General features: G+C 65.3%; 19 protein-coding genes and 3 pseudogenes. 13 read left to right on the top strand and 9 right to left on the bottom strand.

Annotated elements, in window-relative coordinates; translation table 11 throughout:
- Positions 1-38 precede the first annotated feature (38 nt).
- Positions 39-401 carry a DUF1304 domain-containing protein gene (locus CWS35_RS04655; RefSeq protein WP_100951025.1) on the bottom strand — a complete coding sequence of 121 codons (363 nt, stop codon included), beginning with the start codon at positions 399-401 and terminating at the stop codon, positions 39-41.
- A 156-nt stretch (positions 402-557) separates the two neighbouring features.
- Between CWS35_RS04655 and CWS35_RS04650 the strand changes: the two are divergent.
- Positions 558-1,070 (top strand): annotated as a pseudogene (locus CWS35_RS04650) (methylated-DNA--[protein]-cysteine S-methyltransferase); the annotation flags it as partial.
- Between the two features lie 151 nt (positions 1,071-1,221).
- Here CWS35_RS04650 and CWS35_RS04640 read toward each other — a convergent pair.
- Positions 1,222-4,014, bottom strand: coding sequence for a [protein-PII] uridylyltransferase (locus CWS35_RS04640; protein WP_024584669.1), 2,793 nt, complete (start codon positions 4,012-4,014; stop codon positions 1,222-1,224).
- 198 nt (positions 4,015-4,212) lie between these two features.
- Here CWS35_RS04640 and CWS35_RS04635 point away from each other — a divergent pair, with 198 nt between their 5' ends.
- The 5 genes from CWS35_RS04635 to CWS35_RS04615 all read left to right on the top strand — a co-directional run bounded on the left by CWS35_RS04635 (position 4,213) and on the right by CWS35_RS04615 (position 8,511).
- Positions 4,213-5,187, top strand: coding sequence for an aliphatic sulfonate ABC transporter substrate-binding protein (locus CWS35_RS04635; protein ID WP_100951024.1), 975 nt, complete (start codon positions 4,213-4,215; stop codon positions 5,185-5,187).
- A 196-nt stretch (positions 5,188-5,383) separates the two neighbouring features.
- Complete coding sequence (locus CWS35_RS04630; RefSeq protein ID WP_100956027.1) at positions 5,384-6,220, top strand: ABC transporter permease; 837 nt, start codon at positions 5,384-5,386, stop codon at positions 6,218-6,220.
- Positions 6,220-7,005, top strand: coding sequence for an ABC transporter ATP-binding protein (locus CWS35_RS04625; RefSeq protein WP_100951022.1), 786 nt, complete (start codon positions 6,220-6,222; stop codon positions 7,003-7,005). The genes CWS35_RS04630 and CWS35_RS04625 overlap by 1 nt, the downstream gene beginning before the upstream one ends.
- A 57-nt stretch (positions 7,006-7,062) precedes the next feature.
- Positions 7,063-7,572, top strand: a complete 510-nt coding sequence (locus tag CWS35_RS04620; protein WP_100951020.1) for an OsmC family protein — start codon at positions 7,063-7,065, stop codon at positions 7,570-7,572.
- A 141-nt stretch (positions 7,573-7,713) separates the two neighbouring features.
- Entirely contained in the window at positions 7,714-8,511 is a 798-nt protein-coding gene (locus CWS35_RS04615) for a hypothetical protein (RefSeq protein WP_100951018.1), read from the top strand.
- 91 nt (positions 8,512-8,602) lie between these two features.
- Here CWS35_RS04615 and mutS read toward each other — a convergent pair whose 3' ends face one another.
- A complete protein-coding gene (mutS, locus tag CWS35_RS04610; protein WP_100951015.1) occupies positions 8,603-11,332 on the bottom strand; it encodes a DNA mismatch repair protein MutS in 2,730 nt (909 codons plus the stop codon).
- 212 nt (positions 11,333-11,544) lie between these two features.
- Between mutS and pcaF the strand changes: the two genes are divergently transcribed.
- The 5 genes from pcaF to CWS35_RS04585 all read left to right on the top strand — a co-directional run bounded on the left by pcaF (position 11,545) and on the right by CWS35_RS04585 (position 16,262).
- Positions 11,545-12,753 (top strand): 3-oxoadipyl-CoA thiolase, encoded by a 1,209-nt coding sequence (gene pcaF / locus CWS35_RS04605; RefSeq protein WP_100951013.1) that lies wholly within the window; start codon positions 11,545-11,547, stop codon positions 12,751-12,753.
- A 105-nt stretch (positions 12,754-12,858) separates the two neighbouring features.
- Entirely contained in the window at positions 12,859-13,560 is a 702-nt protein-coding gene (gene pcaH, locus CWS35_RS04600; protein ID WP_100956025.1) for a protocatechuate 3,4-dioxygenase subunit beta, read from the top strand.
- Complete coding sequence (gene pcaG, locus CWS35_RS04595; protein WP_100951011.1) at positions 13,561-14,160, top strand: protocatechuate 3,4-dioxygenase subunit alpha; 600 nt, start codon at positions 13,561-13,563, stop codon at positions 14,158-14,160.
- A 67-nt stretch (positions 14,161-14,227) separates the two neighbouring features.
- Entirely contained in the window at positions 14,228-15,076 is an 849-nt protein-coding gene (locus CWS35_RS04590; protein ID WP_100951009.1) for a shikimate dehydrogenase, read from the top strand.
- A 16-nt stretch (positions 15,077-15,092) separates the two neighbouring features.
- Complete coding sequence (locus tag CWS35_RS04585) at positions 15,093-16,262, top strand: Gfo/Idh/MocA family protein (protein WP_100951007.1); 1,170 nt, start codon at positions 15,093-15,095, stop codon at positions 16,260-16,262.
- Between the two features lie 392 nt (positions 16,263-16,654).
- Here CWS35_RS04585 and CWS35_RS04580 read toward each other — a convergent pair whose 3' ends face one another.
- The 4 genes and pseudogenes from CWS35_RS04580 to CWS35_RS04565 form a co-directional block, all read right to left on the bottom strand.
- Positions 16,655-17,965 carry an ABC transporter substrate-binding protein gene (locus tag CWS35_RS04580; protein ID WP_100951005.1) on the bottom strand — a complete coding sequence of 437 codons (1,311 nt, stop codon included), beginning with the start codon at positions 17,963-17,965 and terminating at the stop codon, positions 16,655-16,657.
- A gap of 248 nt (positions 17,966-18,213) precedes the next feature.
- Positions 18,214-19,769, bottom strand: a pseudogene (locus tag CWS35_RS04575) (MDR family MFS transporter).
- A gap of 87 nt (positions 19,770-19,856) precedes the next feature.
- Entirely contained in the window at positions 19,857-21,029 is a 1,173-nt protein-coding gene (locus CWS35_RS04570; RefSeq protein WP_100951003.1) for an HlyD family secretion protein, read from the bottom strand.
- Positions 21,022-21,515 (bottom strand): annotated as a pseudogene (locus CWS35_RS04565) (MarR family winged helix-turn-helix transcriptional regulator). The gene CWS35_RS04570 and the pseudogene CWS35_RS04565 overlap by 8 nt, the downstream one beginning before the upstream one ends.
- A gap of 146 nt (positions 21,516-21,661) precedes the next feature.
- Here CWS35_RS04565 and CWS35_RS04560 point away from each other — a divergent pair.
- Positions 21,662-22,147, top strand: coding sequence for a Fur family transcriptional regulator (locus CWS35_RS04560; protein ID WP_024584685.1), 486 nt, complete (start codon positions 21,662-21,664; stop codon positions 22,145-22,147).
- Positions 22,148-22,304: 157 nt separating this feature from the next.
- Positions 22,305-23,261, top strand: a complete 957-nt coding sequence (locus CWS35_RS04555; RefSeq protein ID WP_168226267.1) for a DMT family transporter — start codon at positions 22,305-22,307, stop codon at positions 23,259-23,261.
- Positions 23,262-23,382: 121 nt separating this feature from the next.
- Here CWS35_RS04555 and CWS35_RS04550 read toward each other — a convergent pair whose 3' ends face one another.
- Complete coding sequence (locus tag CWS35_RS04550; RefSeq protein ID WP_100950471.1) at positions 23,383-24,399, bottom strand: IS30 family transposase; 1,017 nt, start codon at positions 24,397-24,399, stop codon at positions 23,383-23,385.
- A gap of 169 nt (positions 24,400-24,568) precedes the next feature.
- Positions 24,569-25,444: a sulfurtransferase gene (locus CWS35_RS04545; protein WP_100951001.1), complete on the bottom strand. Its 876-nt coding sequence runs from the start codon at positions 25,442-25,444 to the stop codon at positions 24,569-24,571.
- Positions 25,445-25,463 lie beyond the last annotated feature (19 nt).

Below are 25,463 nucleotides of genomic sequence, written 5' to 3'. Positions count from 1 at the left end.
TGCATTGCAAGGCGATGCACCCTGCGCGCGATGTCGCGTCACACCAGCCACAGCAGCATCAGCGCCAACGCCGCGGGTGCGGCCTGCACATAGAGGATGCGCCGGCTCACGGTGGCGGCGCCATAGGCACCGGCGACGATCACGCAGAACAGGAAGAATGTCTTGATCTGGAATGCGAAGCCGGGATTGCCGTGCACCAGGCCCCAGATCAGCCCGGCGGCGAGGAAGCCGTTATAGAGCCCCTGATTGGCGGCCAGCACCGCCGAGTCGGTTGCCTTCTCGAGCGAGTTGCGAAAGGTCTTCAGTCCGAGCGGCCTGGTCCACAGAAACATCTCGAGCACCAGGAAATAAATGTGCAGCGCGGCGACCACCGCGACCAGGATATTCGCAAGCAAAAGCATCGTTCGGCCCCCAGCTCAAGATTGTTGTCTTGACGTGTTGTCGTCACATGAACCGGTGTCCATTTCGCTCGCATACACGCTCACCGGAATTCGGGTGGACGCTAGCATGCGGACGGTCAATTGTATGCCGGGCGATCCACTTCCAGAGCGACGACCATGGCCGACCGCAAGACCGCACAGACCTTCAACCTCGATCGGCTCAAGACCCCGATCGGCACCGCACTGCTGGTGACCGATGATGACGGCGTGCTGCGCGCGCTCGACTGGGACGATTATGAGGGGCGGATGCTCGATCTGCTGCGGCTGCATTATGGCGTGGTGACCTTGCGGGACGGCCGCGCGCCGGCCGCGATGCGCAAGGCGCTTGGCGATTACTTCAAGGGCGACCTCGATCGGCTCACGGATGTCGAGTGGCGCGTCGCCGGCACCGCATTCCAGCAGAAGGTCTGGCACGCGTTGCCGAAGATTGTTCCCGGTACCACCATGAGCTACGGCGCACTGGCTGTGAGGCTGAAAGTGCCGAACGCGATGCGCGCGGTCGGCCATGCCAACGGCTCGAACCCGATCAGCGTCGTCGTGCCGTGTCACCGCCTGATCGGCGCCAATGGCTCGCTGGTCAAGTATGGCGGCGGGCTGGAGAGGAAGCGCTGGCTGCTAAGGCACGAGGGGTGGAGGTCTAGCCGCGCGATCTATCCACTCGTCATTCCGGGGCTCGCGAAGCGAGAGCCCGGAATCCATTACACCACAAATCGCGCGGCCCGATGGATTCCGGGCTCGCGCTACGCGCGCCCCGGAATGACGCGTGGAGAGAGTTTGGCTCTCACGCCGCCGGCTTCGCGGCCTGGTCCTCGCTCGCCAGCAAATGCAGCAGCGAGCTCTTGATCGCCGACTGCCGGGTCGGCGCGGTGATCTGGGCGCCGAGCAAATCGGTGACATAGAACACGTCGCGGGCGCGTTCGCCGAAGGTCGCGACATGGGCGGAGGCGATGTTGAGGTTGAGCTTCGAGATCGCGGTCGTGAGCTGGTACAGCAGGCCGGGCCGGTCGAGGCCGGAGACCTCGATCACGGTGTAGCGGTCGGACCACTGGTTGTTGATGGTCACCTCGGGCTCGACGATGAAGGGCCGCGCCTTGCTGCGCACCGCGCGCTTCGCCACCGCCTCGGGCAGCCTGAGCTTGCCTTCCAGCACCTGCTCGATCATCTCGCCGATCCGGGTGGCGCGGCGGCCCTCGTCATCGTCGCGGTCGTATTCGCGCGAGATCGAGATGGTGTCGAGCGCGCGGCCGTCGGTCGTGGTGTAGATCTGGGCGTCGACGATGTTGGCTCCGGCCGAGGCACAGGCGCCCGCGATGATCGACAGCAGCCAGGGATGGTCGGTCGCCAGGATCGTCAGCTCGGTGACCGCGCGGATCTCGTCGAAGCCGACATTGATCGCAAGCTTGTGCCCGGCCTGCTCGCTGGCGCGGATGAAGCGCGCCTGGCGGATCTTGCGCGGCAGTTCGACCTTGAGCCAGTAGGCCGGGTAGTGCCGGCCGATATAGGCGTTGAGCTCGACCTCGGGCCATTCGGTGAAGGCGCGGCGAAACTCGGCCTGTGCCACCGCGATGCGCTGGGCCCGGTTGACTTCCGAGAAGCCGCCGGTCAGCACCGGCTCGGTCTCGTAATACAGCGTGCGCAACAGCTGCGCCTTCCAGCCGTTCCAGACGCCGGGGCCGACGCCGCGGATATCGGCGGTGGTCAGGATCGTCAGCAGCTTCATCTGCTCGACCGATTGCACCACGGCGGCGAAATTCTCGATGGTCTTGCGATCCGACAGATCGCGCGATTGCGCTACCGTCGACATCGTCAGATGCTCCTCGATCAGCCACGCCACCAGTTCGGTGTCGGCGGCGGAGAAGCCGAGCCGCGGGCACAGCCGCCGCGCCACCTTGGCGCCGGCGATCGAATGGTCCTCGGGGCGGCCCTTGGCGATGTCGTGCAACAGCGTCGCAATGTAGATCACCGGGCGATGCTCGGGACGGATCTTGCGGAACAGGTCGCTGGCGACCACGAACTCCTCGTTGCCGCCGCGCTCGATATCCTGGAGGAAGCCGATGCAGCGGATCAGATGCTCGTCCACCGTGTAGTGGTGGTACATGTTGAACTGCATCATCGACACGATCTTGCCGAAGGCGCGGATGAAGTGGCCGAGCACACCGGTCTCGTTCATCCGCCGCAGCACGGTCTCCGCATTGTCGGAGGTCAGGATCTCCATGAACAGGCGGTTGGCTTCGTCGTTCTCGCGGAGCTGGGTGTTGATCAGCTTGAGCGAGCGCGTCACCGTGCGCATCGCGTCGGGATGGAAGGCGAGGTTGTTCTGCTGCGCGAGGCGGAAGATCCGGATCAGATTGACCGGATCGTGCTTGAACACGTCGGGCGCGGCGAGGTTGATGCGGTTGTTGTCGACGATGAAGTCGTCGCTACCGTTAACCCGCCGCCGCTTGGTGCCGGGCCGCAGCCGCGCCACCATCCGACTCAGCACCGGCGCCGGCTTGTTGTGCTCTTCCTCGAGCTTGGCGCACAGGATCGCGGTAAGGTCGCCGACGTCCTTTGCGATCAGGAAGTAGTGCTTCATGAAGCGCTCGACGTCCTGCATGCCGGGATGCGAAGTGTAGCCGAGCCGGACCGCGATCTCGCGCTGCATGTCGAACGACAGCCGCTCCTCGGCGCGGCCGGCGAAGAAGTGCAGGTTGCAGCGCACCGACCACAGGAAGTCGGCGCAGCGGCGGAAGGTGCGGTACTCCTGCGCGTCGAACACGCCGCGTTCCAACAGCTCGTCGGTCTCGCGCACGCGGTAGACGTATTTGGCGATCCAGAACAGCGTGTGCAGGTCGCGCAGCCCGCCTTTGCCGTCCTTGACGTTGGGCTCGACCAGATAGCGCGACTGGCCGGCGCGGCGATGCCGCTCCTCGCGCTCGGCGAGCTTGGCGGTGACGAATTCTGCCGCGGTGCCCTGCACCACCTCCTTGTCGAAACGCTCGACCAGCTCGTCATACAGCGGCTGGTCGCCGGTCAGGAACCGGGTCTCTAGGATCGCGGTGCGGATCGTCATGTCGCCGCGCGCCTGGCGGATCGACTCATCGACCGAGCGGGTGGCGTGGCCGACCTTCAGCCCCATGTCCCAGAGGCAATAGAGAATGGCTTCGGCGACCTGCTCGCCCCAGGCGGTCTGCTTGTAGGGCAGGATGAACAACAGATCGATGTCGGACTCCGGCGCCATCAGTCCGCGGCCATAGCCGCCGGTCGCGACCACGGCCATGCGCTCGGCGCCCGAGGGGATCGGCGAGTGGTAGAGATGCCGCGTCGCTGCCGCATACAGGATGCGGATGATCTCATCCTGCACGAAGCACAGCCGTTCGGCGCAGCGGCGGCCGTGACGGTCCTTCAGCAGCAGTGCCTGCGCCTTGGCGCGCGCCGCGATCAGTTCGGCCTTGAGCAGCTGCGCCATCGCGGCGCGGAACTGGTCCTCGCGGCCGGCATGTTGCTCGGCGAGTGCATTGACCGCCGCGGTGATCCGCGCGGTCTCGAAACGATCGTCCGCTTCAGGGCGGGTCTCGGCTACGACGCTGTCCATACGTTCATCCGATATCGGACGGAGCTGTTGCTGTCACTGACCAAAGTATAACGACAGCAGCTCCATGCTGTTTCGCCTGCGCTTCGAGCAAGATGGTTCTCGCACCGCTCGACAAAAGGTAGAGATTTTCTCGTTGACCGCAAGTCTAACTCATTGAATGAAAAGACTGTTTCTTAATCTGATCGAGGAGATCGACGAATGCACAAATTTTCCCGGCGCGCCTTCGCTGCGCTGCTCGCGGTCTCGACATTGTTGCCCGGCGCGGCGTTCGCCGCCGATGCGCTGAAGGAGATCCGGATCGACTGGGCAACCTACAATCCGGTGTCGATGGTGCTGAAGCAGAAGGGCCTCCTGGAGAAGGAGTTCGCCAAGGACGGCATCAGCATCGTCTGGGTGCAGTCGGCCGGCTCCAACAAGGCGCTCGAATTCCTCAACGCCGGTTCGATCGATCTCGGCTCGACCGCGGGCTCGGCCGCTTTGGTCGCCAGGATCAACGGTAACCCGATCAAATCGATCTATGTCTATTCGCGTCCCGAATGGACCGCGCTGGTCACCACCAAGGACTCCAGGATCGCGTCCGTCGCCGACCTCAAGGGCAAGCGCGTCGCGGTGACCCGCGGCACCGACCCGCACATCTTCCTGGTCCGCGCGCTGCTCGGTGCCGGTCTGAGCGAAAAGGACATCACGCCGGTGCTGTTGCAGCATGCCGACGGCAAGACCGCGCTGATCCGCGGCGATGTCGACGCCTGGGCCGGCCTCGATCCGATGATGGCGCAAGCCGAGGTCGAGGAGGGCGCCAAGCTGTTCTATCGCAACCCCGACGCCAACACCTGGGGCATCCTCAATGTCCGCGAGCAGTTCCTGAAGGACCACCCGGACATCGTCCGCCGGGTGCTCGCCACCTATGAGGAGGCGCGGAAATACTCGCTGGCAAACTATGACGAGCTGAAGAAGACCTTCATCGCGGTGACCAAGCTGCCGGACGCCGTGGTCGACAAGCAGCTCAAGGAACGCACCGAGCTGACCCACAGCCGCATCGGTAGCGCCCAACGCGAGTCGATTTTGGCCGCCGGCCTCGCCTTGCAGCAGGCGGGCGTGATCGACGCCAAGACCGACGTGAAGGCAGCGGTCGATTCGTTGATCGACGATCAGGTCCCGCTGCCGACCAACTGACCGCTGTCGTCCCGGACAAGCGAAGCGCGATCCGGGACCCATAACCACAAGGCTCTGTTGAACAAGGCTGTGGCCCGAGCTCGCTCCGTCCCCACGTCCTGTGGTTATGGGTCCCGGCCTTCGCCAGGACGACGGGGGATAGAGCCGGGCGTCGCCACCTTGCAATCCCGCCGGAAGAATAGTTCTTGCTATGGCCATGACCGTTGACCTGCCCGCGCTGGAACAGACGGCCGCGCCGCGTCCGGCGTCGGCCAGATGGACGCGTCTTGCGCGCCCGGTGCTCGGTCTTTTGGTGCCGGTCGTGCTCGCGCTCGGCTGGGAATTGATCGTCGATCTCGGCTATTCCAACGGCCGGCTGGTGCCGCCGCCGTCGAAGGTGTTCCAGACCATCGTCGATCTCGCCAGGAGCGGCGAACTGTCGCGCCATATCCTCGCGACCTTGTGGCGGGTCGGCGCGGGCTTTGCGCTCGGCGTGGTCGCCGGCACCATCATGGGGGCGGTCTCCGGCTATTGGGATTTCGCCAAGCGGCTGCTTGACCCGACCGTGCAGGCGCTGCGCGCGATCCCGTCGCTCGCCTGGGTGCCGTTGTTCGTGCTCTGGCTCGGCATCTTCGAGACCTCGAAGGTCGCGCTGATCGCGGTCGGGGTGTTCTTTCCGATCTATCTCGGCGTGATGGGCGCGATCCTCTCGGTCGATCGCAAGATCGTCGAGGTCGGCCGCGTGTTCCGGCTGTCCGGGCCTGCCATGATCCGCCGCATCCTGTTGCCGGCCGTGCTGCCGGCCTATGCGGTGGCGCTGCGGGTCGGGCTCGGCCTGGGCTGGATGTTCGTGGTCGCGGCCGAACTGATCGGCGCCTCCGAAGGCCTCGGCTATCTGCTGCTCGATGGCCAGCAGCTCGGCAAGCCGGCGCAGATCCTCGCCGCGATCGTAATCTTCGCGATCCTCGGCAAGCTCACCGACTGGCTGATCGAGGTCGCCGCCGCGCCGCTGCTGCGCTGGCAGGATGCGTTCGGCGCGCGGGGAGGGGCCTGATGCTGGCGTTGAGAGAAGTCGGCAAGACCTATCCGAACGGTGTCCACGCGCTCGAACGCTTCTCGGCCGAGATTGCGCCCGGCGAGATCATCGCCATCATCGGCGGTTCCGGTTGCGGCAAGTCGACCTTGCTGCGCGCCATCGCCGGCCTCGATCGCGCGACCACGGGCTCGGTCTCGCTCGACAATGCGGTCATCACCTCGCCGCACGCCAAGATTGGCATCATCTTCCAGGAGCCGCGGCTGCTGCCCTGGCTCAGCGTCGCCGATAATATCGGCTTCGGCCTTGCCGATCTGCCGGCCGACATCAGGCGCCAACGGATTGCCGCGGCGCTGGCCCGCGTCGGTCTTTCCGACAAGGCCACAGCCTGGCCGCGCGAACTCTCCGGCGGACAGGCGCAGCGGGTCGCGATCGCCCGCGCGCTGGTGCCGCAGCCCGAAGTGCTGCTGCTCGACGAGCCGTTCTCGGCGCTCGATGCCTTCACGCGGCGCGATTTGCAGGATCACCTGCTCGATCTCTGGGCCGACACCCGTCCCACCTTGATCCTGGTCACCCATGACGTCGACGAGGCCGTGGTGCTGGCCGACCGCGTGCTGGTGATGCGGCCGCGGCCGGGCCGGCTGTTCGAAGAGATCACCATCAACCTGGCGCGGCCGCGCGACCGCAAATCGGAACTGTTCGACAGCTTCAAGCGCCGCGTGCTGACCGCGCTCGACCGCTCGCTGGACCGTTCGGTGCGTGACGTCACGGACAAATCCAGCGCCGGCGAGGCGATGTGGTGGTGACATCGGCGCGCCAAGGCCTTACACCGGCATAAAGAAAAACAGCCGGGAGACAAGACCATGGACTCCGCCGAACTCCGCGCAATGCAGGCTCCGATCAAGGAGCGCTACAAGACCGACCCCCAGGCCGCCGTGATCACGTTGAAGGCCAAGGGCACGATCGACAATGAAAGCCTGTCCTGCAAGGTCGAGACCGGCCGCGCGCTCGCGGTCGCCGGCCTGCATCCCGCCACCGGCGGCTCCGGGCTCGAACTCTGCTCCGGCGACATGCTGCTGGAGGCGTTGGTCGCCTGCGCCGGCGTCACGCTGAAATCGGTCGCGACCGCGGTCGAGGTGCCACTGAAGGTCGGCAACGTGTTCGCCGAGGGCGATCTCGATTTCCGCGGCACGCTGGGAGTCGACAAGGAGGCGCCGGTCGGCTTCCGCGAGATCCGCCTGCGCTTCGACGTCGGCACCGACGCGCCGCAGGACAAGCTCGATCTCTTGCTGAAGCTCACCGAGCGCTATTGCGTGGTCTATCAGACCATCAAGAACGGCCCGAAGGTTTCGGTCACGATGCAGCGGGTGTAGCGTGTCGCCCCGGCGAAGGCCGGGGCCCATACGCCGTATCCCATCGTTTCAAGCTCCGCTGTTCAACGGCTTTCGCTCTCAACGAACAGTCGTGGTTATGGGTCCCGGGTCGCGCTTCGCTTGCCCGGGACGACGAATCCAATGTCCCCCGACCTCCACTTCATCCTGCTCCTCGTGCTGCGCATGGCGGTTGCGGCCGCGTTCGTGGTCAGTGCCTCCATCATCACGGAACGTTCGGGACCGGTGATCGGCGCGCTGATCGCGACGTTGCCGATCTCGGCGGGGCCGTCCTACACCTTCCTCGCGCTCGACCATGACGCCGCCTTCATCGCCGAGGGCGCGCTGTCGAGCCTGCCGGTCAATGCGGCGACGATCTTCATGGGGCTCGCCTACGCCGTGCTGGCGCAGCGCCGCAGCATGTGGATCAGCGCGGGAAGCGCGATCGCGTTGTGGCTCGTACTCGGCACCATCATCCGCCAGTTCGCGTGGACGCTGGCCGGCGGGCTGATCCTCAATGCCATTGCGTTCGCAATCTGCATTCCCTTGCTCAAGCCCTACCGCCACGTCGCCAAGATGCCGCTGATCGCGCGGCGCTGGTACGACATTCCGCTGCGCGCCGCGCTGGTCGCGAGCCTGGTCGGCACCGTGGTCACCGCGTCCACCTGGGTCGGCCCGCGGGTCACCGGTGTGATCGCGCTGTTTCCGATCGTGTTCTCCTCGATGATGCTGATCCTGCATCCGCGCATCGGCGGCCCCGCCACCGCCGCCGTGCTCGCCAACAGCGCCTGGGGCCTGCTCGGTTTCGGCCTCGGCATCGCCGTGCTGCATGTTGCGGTGCTGCAATTCGGCTCAGCGATCGGTCTCTGCTGCGCGCTCGCTACCTGCATCGCGTGGAATCTGGCGCTGTGGCAGCTCGGCCGGAGGAAGGCGAAGGCGTAGAATCGTAGGGTGGGTTAGCCGAAGGCGTAACCCACCACGTCTCGCGCAAGAAGCGGTGGGTTACGCTTCGCTAACCCACCCTACGGCACCGTTATTGTTTCGGCAGCTTCGCCCTCAGCGCATACAGCGCATCCAGCGCCTCGCGCGGCGACATCTCGTCGGGGTGCAGCGCCTTCACGGCTTCCACCAGCAACTCGGCCTCGCTCGGCGGCTTGTCTTCGGCGGCGGCGCGGGAGGGGACGGCGAACAGCGGCAAATCGTCGGCGAGTGCGCGCGCGGTCTGGCCGCGGTCCTGGGCTTCGAGTTTTGCCAGCACCGATTTGGCGCGGGTGATCACCGCGGGCGGCAGGCCGGCGAGCTTCGCGACCTGGATGCCGTAGGAGCGGTCGGCGGAGCCGGGCAGCACCTCGTGCAGGAACACGACGTCGCCCTGCCATTCCTTGACCCGCACCGTGGCGTTGAACATCCGCGGCAGCCTGGCCGAGAGCGCGGTCAGCTCATGATAGTGGGTGGCAAACAGCGTGCGGCAGCGGTTGCTCTCGTGGAGATGCTCGATCGCGGCCCAGGCGATCGAGAGGCCGTCGAAGGTTGCGGTGCCGCGGCCGATCTCGTCGAGGATGACGAGCGAGCGCTCGCTGGCCTGGTTGAGGATCACGGCGGTCTCGACCATCTCGACCATGAAGGTCGAGCGGCCGCGCGCCAGATCGTCCGCGGCGCCGACGCGCGAGAACAGCCGGTCGACGATGCCGAGCCGCGCCCGCGACGCCGGCACATAGCTGCCGATCTGAGCAAGCAGTGCGATCAGCGCGTTCTGGCGCAGGAAGGTCGACTTACCGGCCATGTTCGGACCGGTGATTAGCCAGAGCTGGCCGGATTTTTGTGCCGGTGCCGGGGAGAGATCGCAGGCATTGGCGATGAACGGCTGGCCGTCGCGCTTCAACGCCTGCTCGACCACCGGATGCCGTCCGCCTTCGATCGCAAAGCCGAGCGAGCCGTCGACGTCCGGCCGCACGTAATTGTCGTCGATCGCGAGCTTCGCCAGCGAGGTCGCGACGTCGAGCATTGCGAAGGCATGCGCGGCGTTGCGCAGATCGTCGCTGGCGGCGAGCGCCATCGCGCTCAGCCGCTCGAAGATCTCGAGCTCGAGATTGAGCGCACGCTCGCCGGCATTGGCGATCTTGGCTTCGGTCTCGCCGAGCTCGGCGGTGGTGAAACGCACCTGTCCCGCCAGCGTCTGGCGGTGGATGAAGGTCGCGTTCAGCGGCGGCGCAAACAGCTTGTCGCCGTGTTGCGCGGTGACCTCGACGAAATAGCCCAGCACATTGTTGTGCCGGATCTTCAGCGTCTTGATGCCGGTGTCCTCGGCATAGCGCGCCTGCATCGCGGCGACGACGAGGCGCGAGGCATCGCGCAGATTGCGGCTCTCGTCGAGCGCGGCCTCATAGCCCTCGCGGACGAAGCCGCCGTCGCGCTTGATCAGCGGCAATTGCTCGGACAGCGCGCGGGAGAATTCCTGCGCCAGGTCGCGCGAAGGGCGCCGCAACGCCGCCATCACGGTCGAAACCTCGGCTGGCGGATCGGCAAGCTGCGCCAGCAGCTCCAGCGCCTGGTCGGCGGCAAGGATGCCGTCGCGCAGGCTCGCGAGATCGCGCGGGCCGCCGCGGCCGACCGAGAGCCGCGCCAGCGCGCGCGACATGTCCGGCGCCGCGCGCAGCACGGTCCTGACGTCCTCGCGCGCCGCCGAATCCGCCACGAAGGCCGAGACCGCGTCGAGCCGGCGCGTGATCACGGCAACATCGGTGAGCGGCGCGGCAAGCCGCTGCGCCAACAAACGCGAGCCGGCCGCGGTCACGGTGCAGTCGATCGCATCGAGCAGCGAGCCGCGGCGCTCGCCGGCGAGCGTGCGCGTCAGTTCCAGGTTGGCGCGGGTCGCCGGATCGATCGCCATCGTGGTGCCGGCGGCCTCGCGCGCCGGCGGCGACAGCGGCGGGCGCTTCCCGACCTGGGTTCGATCGATATAGGTGACGGCCGCCGCCGCAGCCGTGGCCTCCAGCCGCGACATCGCCGACAGGCCATCCATCGTCGCGACCGCGAAATAGTCGCACAGTCGCCGCTCGGCGGTGGCGCTGTCGAACACGTCGCGGGTCAGCGGCGTCACCGATGGCAGCTCGCGCAGGGTCGGCGCCAGCTCGTTGTCGCTGTAAAGCGCGTCGGTGACGATCGCCTCGTTCGGATTGATGCGCGCCAAGGTCGCGGCAAGCTCCGCGGTCGCGCATTCCGTCACCATGAATTCGGAGGTCGAGATGTCGATCCAGGCGAGCCCGAGCCGGTCGGCACCGGCCGAGCCGCGGGCGCGCGTGATCGCGATCAAATAGTTGTTCGTGCGGGCGTCGAGCAGCGTGTCTTCGGTCAGCGTGCCCGGCGTCACCAGCCGCACCACGCCGCGGCGGACCACGCTCTTGTTGCCGCGGGCCTTGGCCTCGGCAGGATTTTCGGTCTGCTCGCACACCGCGACACGATGTCCGGCGCCGATCAAGCGATGCAGATAGTCTTCCGAGCGCTCGACCGGCACGCCGCACATCGGGATGTCCATGCCCTGATGCTTGCCCCGCTTGGTCAGCACGATGCCGAGCGTCTTGGAGGCAATCTCGGCGTCCTCGAAGAACAGCTCGTAGAAATCGCCCATCCGGTAGAACAGCAGCAGGCCGGGATGTGCGGCCTTGATCTCCAGATACTGTTCCATCATCGGCGTGACGCGCGACGGCGCCTCGGCGGCAGGAGCGGATTCGGGCGGAGCGGGGATGGGCTGTTGGATCGTCATGAGGAGGCGGAAACTACAGAATTTAGCCGCGCGGTCATATCCGAGGAGGCGAGGTTTTCCACCCTGTCCACGGTGCCTTTATGACAGTCCTCACGGTAATGCGTGCGGGCCGCGCGGCCGGGTCAATTGACCTGCCGCGGGCACGCTCCTAAAACTCCCTTCAAGTTCCAGCCGATCCAACGCCTAAGTCGCGGCATTCAGGGAGAGATTCAATGCGTGATGTGTTCATTTGCGATGCCGTCCGGACCCCGATCGGCCGTTTCGGCGGTTCGCTCGCCAAGGTGCGTGCCGACGATCTGGCGGCGGCCCCGATCAAGGCGCTGATGGCCAAGCACCCGACGCTCAACTGGAACGAGGTCGACGAGGTCTATTTTGGCTGCGCCAACCAGGCCGGTGAAGACAACCGCAACGTCGCGCGCATGGCGCTGCTGCTCGCCGGTATGCCGGAGTCGGTTCCCGGCCAGACCCTGAACCGGCTCTGCGCCTCGGGCCTCGATGCGGTCGGCGCCGCTGGCCGCGCCATCCGCGCCGGCGAGATCGATTTCGCGATCGCGGGCGGCGTCGAATCGATGACGCGCGCACCGTTCGTGATGGGCAAGGCCGCGGAAGCCTTCTCGCGCTCGTCCGATATCTATGACACCACGATCGGCTGGCGCTTCATCAATCCGCTGATGAAGGCGCAGTACGGCGTCGATGCGATGCCGGAGACCGGCGAGAACGTCGCCGAGGAATTCCAGGTGTCGCGCGCCGATCAGGACGCGATGGCGATCCGCTCGCAGCAGCGCGCCGGCGCGGCGATCGCGTCGGGCTATTTCGCCGAGGAGATCGTCCCGGTCCAGGTGCCCGGCGGCAAGGCCGGCCCGATCACCGTCGACAAGGACGAGCATCCGCGTCCCGAGACCACGCTCGAAGGACTGGCAAAACTGAAGCCGATCGTGCGCAATCCGGGCACGGTGACTGCGGGCAATGCGTCCGGCGTCAATGATGGCGCGGCTGCGATGATGCTGGCTTCGGAAGCGGCGGTGAAGCGGCACGGCCTGACCCCGCGTGCAAAGATCCTCGGCCTCGCATCGGCCGCGGTGCCGCCGCGCATCATGGGCATCGGCCCGGTGCCGGCGACCAAGAAGCTGGTCGAGCGGCTCGGTATCAAGGTGTCGGACTTCGACCTGATCGAGCTCAACGAGGCCTTCGCTTCGCAGGGCATCGCCTGCCTGCGTCAGCTCGGGGTCAAGGAAGACGCCGATTTCGTCAATCCGCATGGCGGCGCGATCGCGCTCGGCCATCCGCTCGGCATGAGCGGCGCGCGGCTGGTCCTGACCGCCGTGCACGGCATGGAGAAGCGGGGCGGGAAGCTTGCCTTGGCAACTATGTGCGTCGGCGTTGGCCAGGGCGTCGCGGTCGCGATCGAAAAGCTGAATTGATCCAATGGCTTGGAAGGGCTGAAAACAGCCCTTCCCCAATTTGGTTATGCACTATAATGATCTGAAGTGAGCTCACCGGGCGCGTGGGCCGCGGAGGACTTCGCCATGACCCTGTTGTATCCGCTGCAATCGCTTGCGGCTCATCCGGCGCGGCTGTCGCCGGACTATCGCTCCACCGTGAAGCGCGCGCCCTCGAAGCCGTTGATCCCGATGCGGCACACGCTCTCGGAACTGACCGGACCGGTCTATGGTCATGAGACGGTGCGCGAGCACGACAACGACCTCACCATCCAGGCCAAGGGCGAGCCGCTCGGCGAGCGCATCATCGTGCACGGCCATGTACTCGACGAGGATGGCCGCGGCGTGCCGAACACGCTGGTCGAGCTGTGGCAGGCCAATGCCTGCGGCCGCTACGTCCATGTCGTCGATCAACATCCGGCGCCGCTCGATCCAAACTTCACCGGTGCCGGACGGACGCAGAGCGACGACAAGGGCTATTACAAGTTCATCACCATCAAGCCCGGCGCCTATCCGTGGGGCAATCACCACAATGCGTGGCGACCCGCGCACATCCACTTCTCGGTGTTCGGACACTCCTTCGTCTCGCGTCTGGTGACGCAGATGTATTTCCCCGGCGATCCCCTGTTTCCGTTCGACCCGATCTTCAATTCGGTGACCGACGAGAAAGCGCGGGCGCGGATGATCTCGTCGTTCGATCTCGACAACACCAAGCCGGAATGGGCGCTGTGCTACCGTTTCGATATCGTGCTGCGCGGGCGCAACGCCACGCCGATGGAGACCAAGTAAGTGTCGAACCAGCGTCCTGATGGAATCACGCCCTCGCAGACCGTCGGCCCCTATTTCAAATACGGCCTGACGCCGAACGGCGAATACGAATGGAACGACGCCTTCACCAACAATCTGCTGACGCCTGATACATCCGGCGAGCGCATCCGCGTCGAGGGCAAGGTCTATGACGGCGACGGCGCCGTGATCCCCGACTGCATGCTGGAGATCTGGCAGGCCGACAGCCAGGGCCGCTTCTGCGATCCGCAGGACAAGCGCGCGCTGCCCAATTCGAGCTTCAAGGGATTCGGCCGCGTCGGCACCGACAAGAGCGGAGGCTATGCCTTCGACACCATCAAGCCGGGCGTGGTGCCGGATGCCGACGGCAAGCCGCAGGCGCCGCACATCGTGCTGGCGGTGTTCGCGCGCGGCATGCTGCTGCATCTCTACACGCGGATCTATTTCGACGACGAGGCGGCCAACGCCGGCGATTCCGTGCTGGCGCTGGTGCCGGCCGATCGCCGGGCCACCTTGATCGCGAAGAAGGCCGCTGCCGGCAACGTCTACAGGTTCGACGTCCATCTCCAGGGCGACAACGAAACGGTGTTCTTCGACGTTTGATTTGTGTCTCAGAAGGTAGCTATGCTCGGCTCGACCGCATGAGCCGGGCACGGCCCTGTGAGGGACAATGCGCGACCGCTTGCTGACCGGCCTGATTGGCTATCCGATCGCGCATTCGGCGGCGCCTGCGATGCACGAGCGGGCCGCCGCCGCGATCGGCGTCCATTGCCACTACCATCTCATCGAGGTGAAGGGCGCCGGGCGCGACGATCTGCGCGCAATGCTGGACGGCATCAGGCGGCTCGGCTTTGCCGGCGTCAACGTCACCTTTCCCTATACGGAAGCGGTCGTCGACCTCGTCGATGACCTCACGCCGGATGCGCGCGCGATCGGCGCGGTCAACACCATCGTCGTCAATGGCGCGCGTCTGGTCGGGCACAACACCGATGCCACGGGCTTTGCCCGAGCGATCGGACCGCTGCTCGCCGCCACGTCGCATGGCCCGATCGCGCTGATCGGTGCCGGTGGCGTCGGCAAGGCGATCGCCTTCGCACTTGCCGGCCTCGGCGCCGCCGAGCTCCGGATCTTCGATGCCGATGCGACAAAGGCCGCACAGCTCGCGACCCAATTGCGCGATCATCATGCGGTCCGCGCTGCCAGCGTCGAGGCGGCGGTGCAAGGGGCCGTAGGTCTCATCAATGCGACGCCGGTCGGCATGCTGCCGAGCCGCGCTACGCCGGTGCCGGAGGCGCTGTTGCATCCGTCAATGTGGGTCGCCGACGCGGTCTATACGCCGCTCTGGACGCCGCTGCTGACCGCCGCCAAGGCCAGGGGCGCAAGCGTCCTGACCGGACGCGAGCTTGCGATCAACGCATCCGCCGATGCGTTCAGACTGTTCACGGGGATGGCGCCGCCGCATGACGTGATGGCAAATGCGTTCGACGCGGTGATGGCTGCGCGCTACGCTGCGCCGTGAAGGGCGGAGACAGTCAATGAAAAAAATCAGGATCGGTCTGGCCGGCTGCGGCTTCGTCTCGGAGCTGCACATGTATGCTTACCGGCGCGTCTATGGCGTCGATGTCGAGGTGAGGGCGGTCGCGGCGCGCGGCGATCACGTCGATGAGTTCGCGCGCAAGCACCAGATCCCCAACGCCTGTCGCAGCTTCGCCGAACTGGTTGCCGACGCCGATATCGACGTCATCGACATCTGTACGCCGCCCAACCTGCATGCCGCGATGATCGTCGAGGCCATGCAACGCGGCAAGCACGTGATCTGCGAAAAGCCGTTCAGCGGCTATTTCGGACAGCCCGGCGACCAGGTACCGATCGGCAGGCATGTGCCGAAGGCGCTGATGTATCAGCGCGTGATGGAGGAGATGGAGGTGACCCGCGCCGCGATCGAGCGGACCGGGCAGCTCTTCATGTATGCCGAGGACTGGATCTACGCGCCGGCGATCACCAAGACCGCGGAGATCGTCCGCGCCACCAAAGACAAGATCCTGTTCATGAAGGGCGAGGAGAGCCATTCCGGCTCGCATGCGGCGCATGCCGCGCAATGGGCGATGACGGGCGGCGGCTCGCTGATCCGGATGGGCTGCCATCCGCTGTCAGCGGTGCTCTATCTCAAGCAGGTCGAGGCCAAGGCCCGCGGCGAGACCATCAATGTTGCCAGCGTCACCTGCGATGTCGGCAATGTCACCTCCGCCCTCAAGCCGGCGGAGCGCGTCTACATCAAGGCCAACCCGGTCGACGTCGAGGATTGGGGCACGCTGACCGCGACGTTCTCCGACGGCACCAAGGCCACGGTGTTCTCCGGCGACATGATCATGGGCGGCGTGCGTAATCTGATCGAGACCTATACGAGCGGCGGCTCGCTGTTCGCCAACATCACGCCGAACACGCATCTGACGAGCTACCAGACATCAGAGGAAAAGCTCGCGTCGGTCTACATCACCGAGAAGGTCGACCGCAAAACCGGCTGGCAATATGTCTGCCTCGAGGAGGAATGGACCCGCGGCTATCTGCAGGAGATCCAGGACTTCATGGAATGCGTGGCGACCGGCCGGCAGCCGCTCGCCGATCTCGCGCTGGCGTATGAGACGACGAAAGTGAACTACGCCGGCTATTGGGCGGCCGACGAGGGCAGGCGGGTGGTGTTGTAGGTCACGGACAGCAGCGAGACGACTTTCTCGCGTGTGCCACGCCAGACCCGTCATCCTGAGAGCGCGTAGCGCGTCTCGAAGGATGAACGGCCCGGCCGGTGGCCGTCGATCCTTCGAGACGCCCGCAAGTGCGGGCTCCTCAGGATGACGGGGATGATAGCCAACCAGCCAGGACAAGGATCACCCGCTAGTCTAGCGGCGTGCTGTTCTGCCTTCTCCCCTTGTGGGAGAAGGTGGCGTGCGCAGCGCGCCGGATGAGGGATTGTCACCGCATACTCAACCGCGAGACGTCATTCGCGGAGAGAACCCCTCACCCGGCTTCGATGCAGAGCATCGAAGCCACCCTCACCCACAAGGGGAGAGGGTGTGCTCCGCTGCTGCAATCCGTAACCCTAAGCCCCGTACACCGAACCCTTCGGCAGCGGAAACACCGGGTCTTGCGTGCGAATATTGGTCGGCCACACCACGGTGATGCGCTCGCCGGCGTTCTGCATCACGACTGGCGTCGAGCGCTCGTTCTGGCCCGACATCGGCGTATCCGGCGGATAGAATTTCACGCCATAGCCCTGGATGGTGCCGCCGGGCGGGATGTCGACGTCGAGCGCCGCCTTGCGGATCGCCTCGGGATCGAAGCCGCCATATTTCTCCTTGGCGACCGGCAGTACATTGTTGAGCAGGATCCAGGTCTGGTTGAAGCCCATCGAGCAGTGCGGCGGCACTTCGGTGGCGCTGGTCTTCTCGCGATAGCGCGCGACCATCACCTTGGTGAGGTCGCCGACCCCGGGCGCCAGCTTGGCGGGATCGAGCAGCTGCGCCGGCACCGGGTCGATGTTGCAGAAATTGTCGATGTCGGCACCGAACGTCGTGCGCAGCTTGTCGAGCTGGCTGTAGCCGGCGCCGGCGCCGAACAGCATCTTGAACTTCAGCCCGCTCTCGCGCGCCTGGCGCAGGAACAGCGTGATGTCGGGGTTGTAGCCGGCATGCGAGATGATGTCGGCCTTGGCGCGCTTCAATTTGGTCACTAGCACCGAGAGATCGGGGGCGGAGGCCGAATAGCCTTCCTTGAGCACGACCTGTAGTCCGGCTTCCTTGGCGAACATCTCGTCGGCGGCGGCAACGCCGACGCCGTAGGGACCGTCCTCATGGATGAGCGCGACCTTGACGTCCTTCGGCTCCATGCCGAGCCTGGCCTTGGCGTGCTCCGCGAGGAAGCCGCCAAAGGCCTGGCCGTATTGGTCGGAATGGATTTGCGCGCGGAACACATAGTGCAGGTTCTTGTCCTTGAACACGGCGGTCGAAACCGCGGTCGTGATCCACAGGATCCGCTTCTGCTGCTCGACCTTGGCGGCGAGCGGCACCGCGTGCGAGCTCGCGAACACGCCGTTGAGGATGTCGACCTTCTCCTGGTCGATCAGCCGGTTGGCCTCGTTGATCGCGACATCAGGCTTGCTCTGGGAATCGACATTGACCGGCGCGATCTTGTATTTGCCGCCGACGCCGCCCTTCTCGTTGACGAGATCGATCGCGATCTGGGTACCGATCGAGGAGGCGACCGAGCCGCCCGCGGCGAACGGGCCGGTCAGGTCGTAGATCACGCCGATGCGGACCGCTTCGGCCTGCGCCTGTGCCCGTGTCCAATCGAAACTGAAAGCAGCGGCGGCAGCCGCAGAAGTCTTCAGCAGCGTCCTGCGTGAAGTCGGCATCGCGTCCTCCCCTGAAGCCGTCATTTGCGACGGGCATTTTTTTGCAGAGTATTGGGAGGCGACCGGGGAAAGTCAACGCGATTGCCGGTGCGGCGCCTTGCGCTTTCGGAGGGGGTTGAGGCAGCCTCTCTCCGTTCGTCATTCCGGGGCTCGCGAAGCGAGAGCCCGGAATCCATTCATCCTCGACGTCTGTGGCCCGATGGATTCCGGGCCCGTGCTTCGCACGCCCCGGAATGACGAGGAGAAACCTACTCCATCACTGCGGCATGGTCCGACGGCGCGGTCTGCTTGCGCAGCGCGGCCTTGGTGGAGCCGATCATGATGGCGAGCGGGATCGAGACCAGGATGAAGATCATCACCAGCTGGTAGTCGTGCGAGAACGCGATGATCTGCGACTGCGCGGCGACCATGCGGTCGGCCATCGCGCGACCGGCGTCGGTGTTGAGGTTGATCATGCCCGACACGTCGGGCATCTGCAGCGCGTGGTTGAACGGGTTGATCTGCTCCGACAGCTTGGCGTAGATTCGCCGCGAGCCTTCCGTCAGTTGCGCGATCACGATCGAGATGCCGACCGAGCTCGCGACGTTGCGCAGCAGCGTCAGCATCGAGGTGCCGTCGGTGCGCAGATGGCCGGCAGCGTCAGGAACGCCACCGTCGACAGCGGCACGAACACCAGGCCGAAGCCGAAGCCCTGGATCACGCTGACGACGATGATTTCGGTCGCCTGCGTCATGTCGGTCCAGCCGGTCATCTGGAACAGCGACGCCGCGGTCAGTGCCAGGCCGGAGATGATCAGCGTCCGCGCCTCGATATAGCGCATCAGCCGGCCGACCAGCATCATCGCGACGAAGGTGCCGAAACCGCGGCTCGCGAGCAGCAGGCCCGCGGTGATGATCGGATAGCCGACCACGTTCTGGAGGTAAGGCGAGGACAGCGCCATGGTCGAATACAGCACGAGGCCCATCACGGTCATGAACACGCAGCCGCCGAGGAAATTCTTGTCCTTGAACAGCGCGAACTGGATGAACGGCCGGCTGGTCGTCAACGAATGGGCGAAGAAATAATAGAAGCCGATCGCCGAGACGATGAACTCGATCATGATCTCGTTGGATTCCAGCCAGCCGAGCTGCTCGCCGCGGTCGAGCGCGAGTTGCAGTGCGCCGATCGCAATGGCGAGCGCACCGAAGCCGAACCAGTCGAAGCGCAAATTGATGTCCTGCTTGGTCTCGTCCATGAAGATGATCAGGCCCAGCACCGTGAAGAAGCCGAACGGCAGATTGACGAAGAACACCCAGTGCCAGGAATAGGTCTCGGTCAGCCAGGCGCCCAGCGACGGCCCCATGATCGGGCCCATCATCACGCCCATGCCCCAGATCGACATTGCCTTGGCGCGCTCATGCAGCGCGTAGGAGTCGAGCATCACGGCCTGTGACAGCGGCACCAGCGCCGCGCCGAACACGCCTTGCAGCAGGCGGAACAGCACCATCTGGTTGATGTCCTGCGCCAGGCCGCACAATACCGAGGCGACGGTGAAGCCGGCCGAACAGATGATGAGGATGCGCTTGCGGCCGAAGCGGTTGGCGATCCAGCCCACCGGCGCGGTCATGATGGCTGCTGCGACGATGTAGGAGGTCAACACCCAGTTGATCTGGTCCTGCGAGGCCGACAGCGAGCCCTGCATATAGGGCAGCGCGACGTTGGCGATCGTGGTGTCGAGCGCCTGCATGATCGTCGCGGTCATGGCGCAGATCGTCACCATATTCCGGCGCATGCCGGGGACGGCGGATGGTGACGGTGCATTCATTCAGTTCAGTCCCGCTTGTAAGCCGTGGTGTAGACCACCTCTCCCCGACGGGAGAGGTGGCGCGCCGGGTTTCGATCTTGTTCGATCTCAGTCCTGATGATCCGGGTGCGCCGCGGCCGAGCCCAGTCCGAGCAGGCCGGCCAGGCTGCGGCGATGGTTGGTGTCGATCGTCGCATAGACGCTCATGCCGGCCTTCAGCTTCTTCACGAACGGATCGTTCTCGTCGAAATAGATCCGCACCGGCACCCGCTGCACCACCTTGACGAAATTGCCGGTGGCGTTCTGCGGCGGCAGGATCGCGAACTGCGCGCCGGTGCCGGGCGACAGCGAGCCGATCCTGCCCTTGAATTCGTGGTTCGGGAACGCGTCGACGTCGAGTGACACCGGCTGCCCGACCGCGACATAGGTGAAGTCGCTTTCCTTCGGATTGGCGTCGACCCAGGGATGGTCGACATCGATCACCGAGAATACCGGCGCGCCCGCTGCGACGAAGCGGCCGAGCTGGATCTGGTCGACCTGCGTTGCGACGCCGTCCATCGGCGCGCGCAGCACGGTGTGATCGAGATTGCGCTGTGCGTCGTCGAGCTTGGCCTTGGCCTGGGCGTAGGGCGGGAACTGCTCGATCGGCAGGTCGATATCGCCGAGCAGCTGCGTCTTGTCCTTGGAGATCTGCTGCTTGATGTATTGTGCCAGGCTCTCGGCGGTGACTTGCGCGTTGGCCGCATTGTCGAGATCGAGCTGCGAGCCGAAATTCTGTTTGGCGAGGGTCGATTTGCGATCGACGTCGCGCTTCTTCAGCTCGATGCTCTGCTGGGCGAATTCCAGCATCTTGGTGTTGATCTTGATGTTGTCGACCAGATTGTCATAGGCCGTTCTGGTCTGGTCGAGCGCGGCCTTGGCTTGCGCCACTGCGAAGCGGAACGGCACCGGGTCGATCTCGAACAGCTCATCGCCCTTCTTGACGTGCTGGCCTTCCTTCACGACGATCTTGTCGATCTTGCCCGAGATTTCCGGCGTGATCAGCACCTTCTGCGCGCCGACATAGGCGTCGTCGGTGCCGACATAGCGTCCGCCATTGAGATAGAACACGATGCCGCCGATCGCAGCCACGGTCGGCAGCACGACCAGCAGCAGCGTGCGGCGATGGCGCCGCAGGCCGCCCATCAGGCCGCCGCGCGGCGCTTCGCCGGTTGTCTCCGGCGCAGGGGCGCCCGGATTGCTCTTCTGCTCGGGGGCGAGTTTGAGGACGGGGTCAGCCATAGCGCTGTTCCTTTCGGGAGGGCTCGCCGGCTGGGCTTTGGATGGCATTGCGAACGTTTTCCTTGATCGATTCCAATTGGGTGAGCAGGCGATGCGCGTCAGCCGGGCTGATGCCCTCGAGCGCGGTCGCGGTGAGTTCGGAGCGCAGGCCGGCGAGCTTGCCGAGCAGCGGGCGGCGGCCTTCTTCAGATAGAGGCGGTTGACGCGGCGGTCGTTCTCGTCGTTGCGGCGTTCGATCCAGCCATTGTCGCAGAGCTTGTCGATCAGCCGTGTCAGCGTGATCGGCTGCACCTCGAGCAGCTCGGCGAGTTCGGTCTGCTTCAGACCTTCCTGCCGTTCCACCTTCGACAGCACGGCCCATTGCGCCCGGGTGATGCCATAGCGCGCGGCTTCCTTGTCCGCATAGACGCGGATCAGCCGGAACAACTCGCCCAGCGTAAACATGAAGTTCGCGTCCACGGAACCGCGCATCGATTCTGCCTCCATAAGCTTGGGATATAATAAGCTTGCTTATGAATTCTTCATGCCGGGTAAACGGGGGGCTGCCCCGCATTGCACACATGGCTGCAAGGCCGATCTCAAGATCCGCGTCGGGCTATGGGAATGAGCGCAAAAATGCTACATATTGGGCAATGAGCCTCGCCAAGCCGACATTTCCTGCCCCCGATCACGACCACGGCCGCTGTGCCGCGGACGCGATGGCGCATGCCGAGCAGGTCTGCGCCCGCCGCGGCCAGAAATTCACCCCGATCCGGCGCCACGTGCTTCAGGCGCTGCTGTCGAGCCACCGGCCGCTCGGCGCCTATGAGGTGATCGACGAGCTGGCCAAGACGATGCCGCGACCGGCACCGATTACCGTCTATCGCGCGCTCGACTTCCTGATGGAAAACGGCCTCGTGCACCGTATCGAGAGCCGCAACGCTTTCCTCGCCTGCGCCCACGATCATGACGAGACCTCGATGGTCGCGTTCCTGATCTGCGACCATTGCGGCTCGGTCGGCGAGATCCCCGCCGCTCCCGTCGCGCAAAGCCTGACCGCGGCGGCGCGCGCCTCGGGCTTCATCCCGAAACTCTCGGTCGTCGAGATCGCCGGCACCTGCGCGCACTGCCAGAAATGATTCTCGACCCTTCCCTGTCATTGCGAGGAGCGAAGCGCCGAAGCAATCCATGCCTCGGCAAGTGGTGAAATGGATTGCTTCGCTGCGCTCGCAATGACGATCCAGCGACACGCGAATACCAACAACAACAGGCCGATAGGCCGGCCCGCGAGGAAACATGTCGACCCAAGCGATCTCAGCCCACGTCACGCGACCTGTCGGCGTCGGCCACGGGTTGCCGCCCGGCGCCATCGCGCTGATGCTGATGCTGTGCGTGAGCTGGGGCTTCAACCAGCTCGCGGTCAAGCTCGCGCTGCCCGACGTGCCGCCGATGTTGCAGGCGCTGATCCGTTCCTCCGGCGCGCTGCCGGTGATGCTGATCGTCGGCCATTTGCGCGGCGTCAAATTCTTCGAGCGCGACGGCACGCTGCTGCCAGGCGTAATCGCCGGGTTGATGTTCGGCTGCGAGTTCGTGCTGATATTCACCGGGCTGGTCTTCACCTCGGCCTCGCGGGCCTCGGTCTTCCTCTACACCGCGCCGTTCTTCGTCGCGCTCGGCTCACACCAGTTCCTCGGCGAGCGTCTCTCGACCGTGCAATGGAGCGGGCTGGCGCTGAGCTTTGCCGGCGTCGCGCTCGCGATCGGCGTGCCGCAGCCCAATGTCGATGCCAGGGTGCTGCTCGGCGACCTCATGGTGGTCGGCGGCGGCGCGCTGTGGGCCGCAACCACGCTGGTCGCCAAGGGCACCAGCCTGCGCAAGGTCGCGCCGGAAAAGGCGCTCGGCTACCAGGTTGCGATCTCGATCCCGATCCTCGGCCTCGCCGCCTGGATCGCCGGCGAGCGGATCGCGCATGTGCCGAGCGCACTTTCGATCTCGCTGCTGGCCTATCAGGCGGTCTGGGTGGTCGGCTGCACCTTCGTGATCTGGTTTGCGATGGTGAAGAGCTATTCGGCGAGCAAGCTGTCGGCCTTCACCTTCATCACGCCGCTGTTCGGCGTGGTCGCGGCCTATTTCATCATGCACGATACCCTGACCCCGGTGTTCGGCGTCGCCGCGCTGCTGGTGATCGCGGGGCTTTACCTCGTCAACAAGCCGGATCCGAAGGTGACGCCGGACCCGAACGTACCGGCGTAATCTCCTCGTCATTCCGGGGCTCGCGCAGCGAGAGTCTGGAATCCATTCACCTACGAGCGATGCGGCCTGATGGATTCCGGGCTCGTGCTTCGCACGCCCCGGAATGACGACGGGGAATCACTCACCGTCGTCCTGGCGAAAGCCAGGAGGTGGATTCACACTCGAAGTGCAACACTTGAGCAGCAAAGACCTCTGTCGGGGTCTTGAAGTCAAGGCATTTGCGCGGGGTGTTGTTGTAGGCGGCGATGGACTTGCGAAGGCGGCGGGTCGGCAGCTTCTCAAGGTCGGTGTTGCGTGGGATGAAGCGGCGCATGCGGCCGATGGCGTTCTCGATGCCACCTTTCTGCCAGGGGGCGTGGGGATCGCAGAAGAACGTCTTGATCAAGAGGCTTTGCAAGGAAAGGTGAGCTGCGAACTCGGTGCCGTTGTCGAAGGTGACGGTCCGGCGGATCGGTTGTGGCAGGACCTCGAACAGGCGCACGAGATGGTGGGCGACGCCGGAGGCGAGCTTGCTTGCGAGGGGGACGCCGAGCAACAGGCGGGAGGTGCGCTCATGCACGGCCAAGATCTGCTGACCGTATTTGGAGAACATCATGAGGTCGGCCTCCCAATGGCCCGGGGTCTTGCGATCGGCGACCTCGATGGGACGCTGATCCAGCGAAACACGGCCTTCGATGAAGCTTGCGGGACTGCCGCCCCGCTTGCCGCGACGACCGCGCTTGCTCTTGCCGCGCGGCAAATAGCGTCGCCAGCTGAAGTCCGAGGTGCGGGTGAGCTGGGCATAGATGAAGCGGTAGATGCTCTCATAGGAGATCACCCTGCGGCCGTGCTCACGCGCCAGCCGGCCGGCGACCTGCTCGGGCGACCAGCCCCGACCAAGACGTTCCAACACCGCGCGGCGCAGGCCGGGCTCTCGTTCGAGGCGAGAGCCCGTCCAGCGCCGCGCTCGCATCTGTTGCTGGGCATAGCTGGGCTTGTAACCGACCTGAACGCCAGAATTGCGGTTCAGCTCCCGAGAGATCGTTGATGGCGGGCGATCCAAAGCTGCCGCGATTTGCCGGATCGAGCTACCACCGGCCGAAAGCCTGGCAATCTCGCATCGCTCCTCCAGGCAGAGCTGCTTGTAAGTCCGCCCCATGGCAACACCTCCAGATGGAAGTGTTGCACTTCGTTTGTGAACTCAGGGGACCCATTACACCGAATGTCGGTCGTCGCGCGATGTTGGGGCCGCGTTGCCGTTCACTAGCAAATTCGGTGGTTATGGGTCCCCGCGTTCGCGGGGACGACGCGCGGAGAAAGCGTGCCCACTACCCCACCTCGATCGGCAGCGCCTGGTCCTTCGCCCATTCGCCCATCGAGCCGTCATAGAGCGTGAGATTGTCGTAGCCGAGCCGGTGCAGTTGGAACAGGTCGATGGTCGCCGAGATGCCGCCGCCGCAATAGGCGATGACCCGCTTGTCCTTGGTGATGCCCTGGGCCGCGAAGCTTGCCTCGGCGTCCGCCAGCGGCACGAACGTCTTGTGCTTGGGATCGATCAGAGTTGCCGCCGGCACGCTGACGCTGCCGGGGATGCGGCCGGGCCTGCCATAGCGGCTCGGCTCCAGGCCCTTGTAGAATTGCGGGCCGAGCGCGTTGACGATCACGGTGTCGCGCTCACTGGTCGCGGCGAGCACGTCGTGCTTGTCGACGAACATCCCCTCCTTCGGACGCGCCGGAAACGTCGCCGGCGGATAGCCGCCGGCCAGTCCGGTCTCGATGTCGCGTCCCTCGGCGGTCCATTTGTCGATGCCGCCGTCGAGCACCGCGGCGCCCTCGAAGCCGAGCGCGTGCAGCATCCACCAGAACCGCGTCGCCCACATCGCGGTCCCGATCGAATAGAGCACCACGCGGCTGTTGGCTGAAATGCCGTGGCGACCGAACGCAGCCTCGAGCTGGGCGGTCGGCGGCATCATGAAGCGCAGCTCGGTGCGGGAATCGGAGAATTCGGCCTGCAAATCCAGGAAATTCGCGCCCGGAATGTGCCCGGCCTCGAAGGTCTGGCGGCCCGAGACGACAATATAAGGTGCGGCACTCCCGGCGGGGGCCGGCTCCAGATAAGTCGTACAGTCGAACAGGCGCAGCTCGGGCCGGGTCAGGATGTCGGCAAGTTCCGCCGTGGTGATCAGCTCGCTGTGGCCGGCCATGTCATGCCCTCCCGGCAGG

It is taken from the genome of Bradyrhizobium sp. SK17 (assembly GCF_002831585.1).
Classification (GTDB): Bacteria; Pseudomonadota; Alphaproteobacteria; order Rhizobiales; family Xanthobacteraceae; genus Bradyrhizobium.
This window is presented reverse-complemented; position numbering and strand designations above follow the sequence as displayed.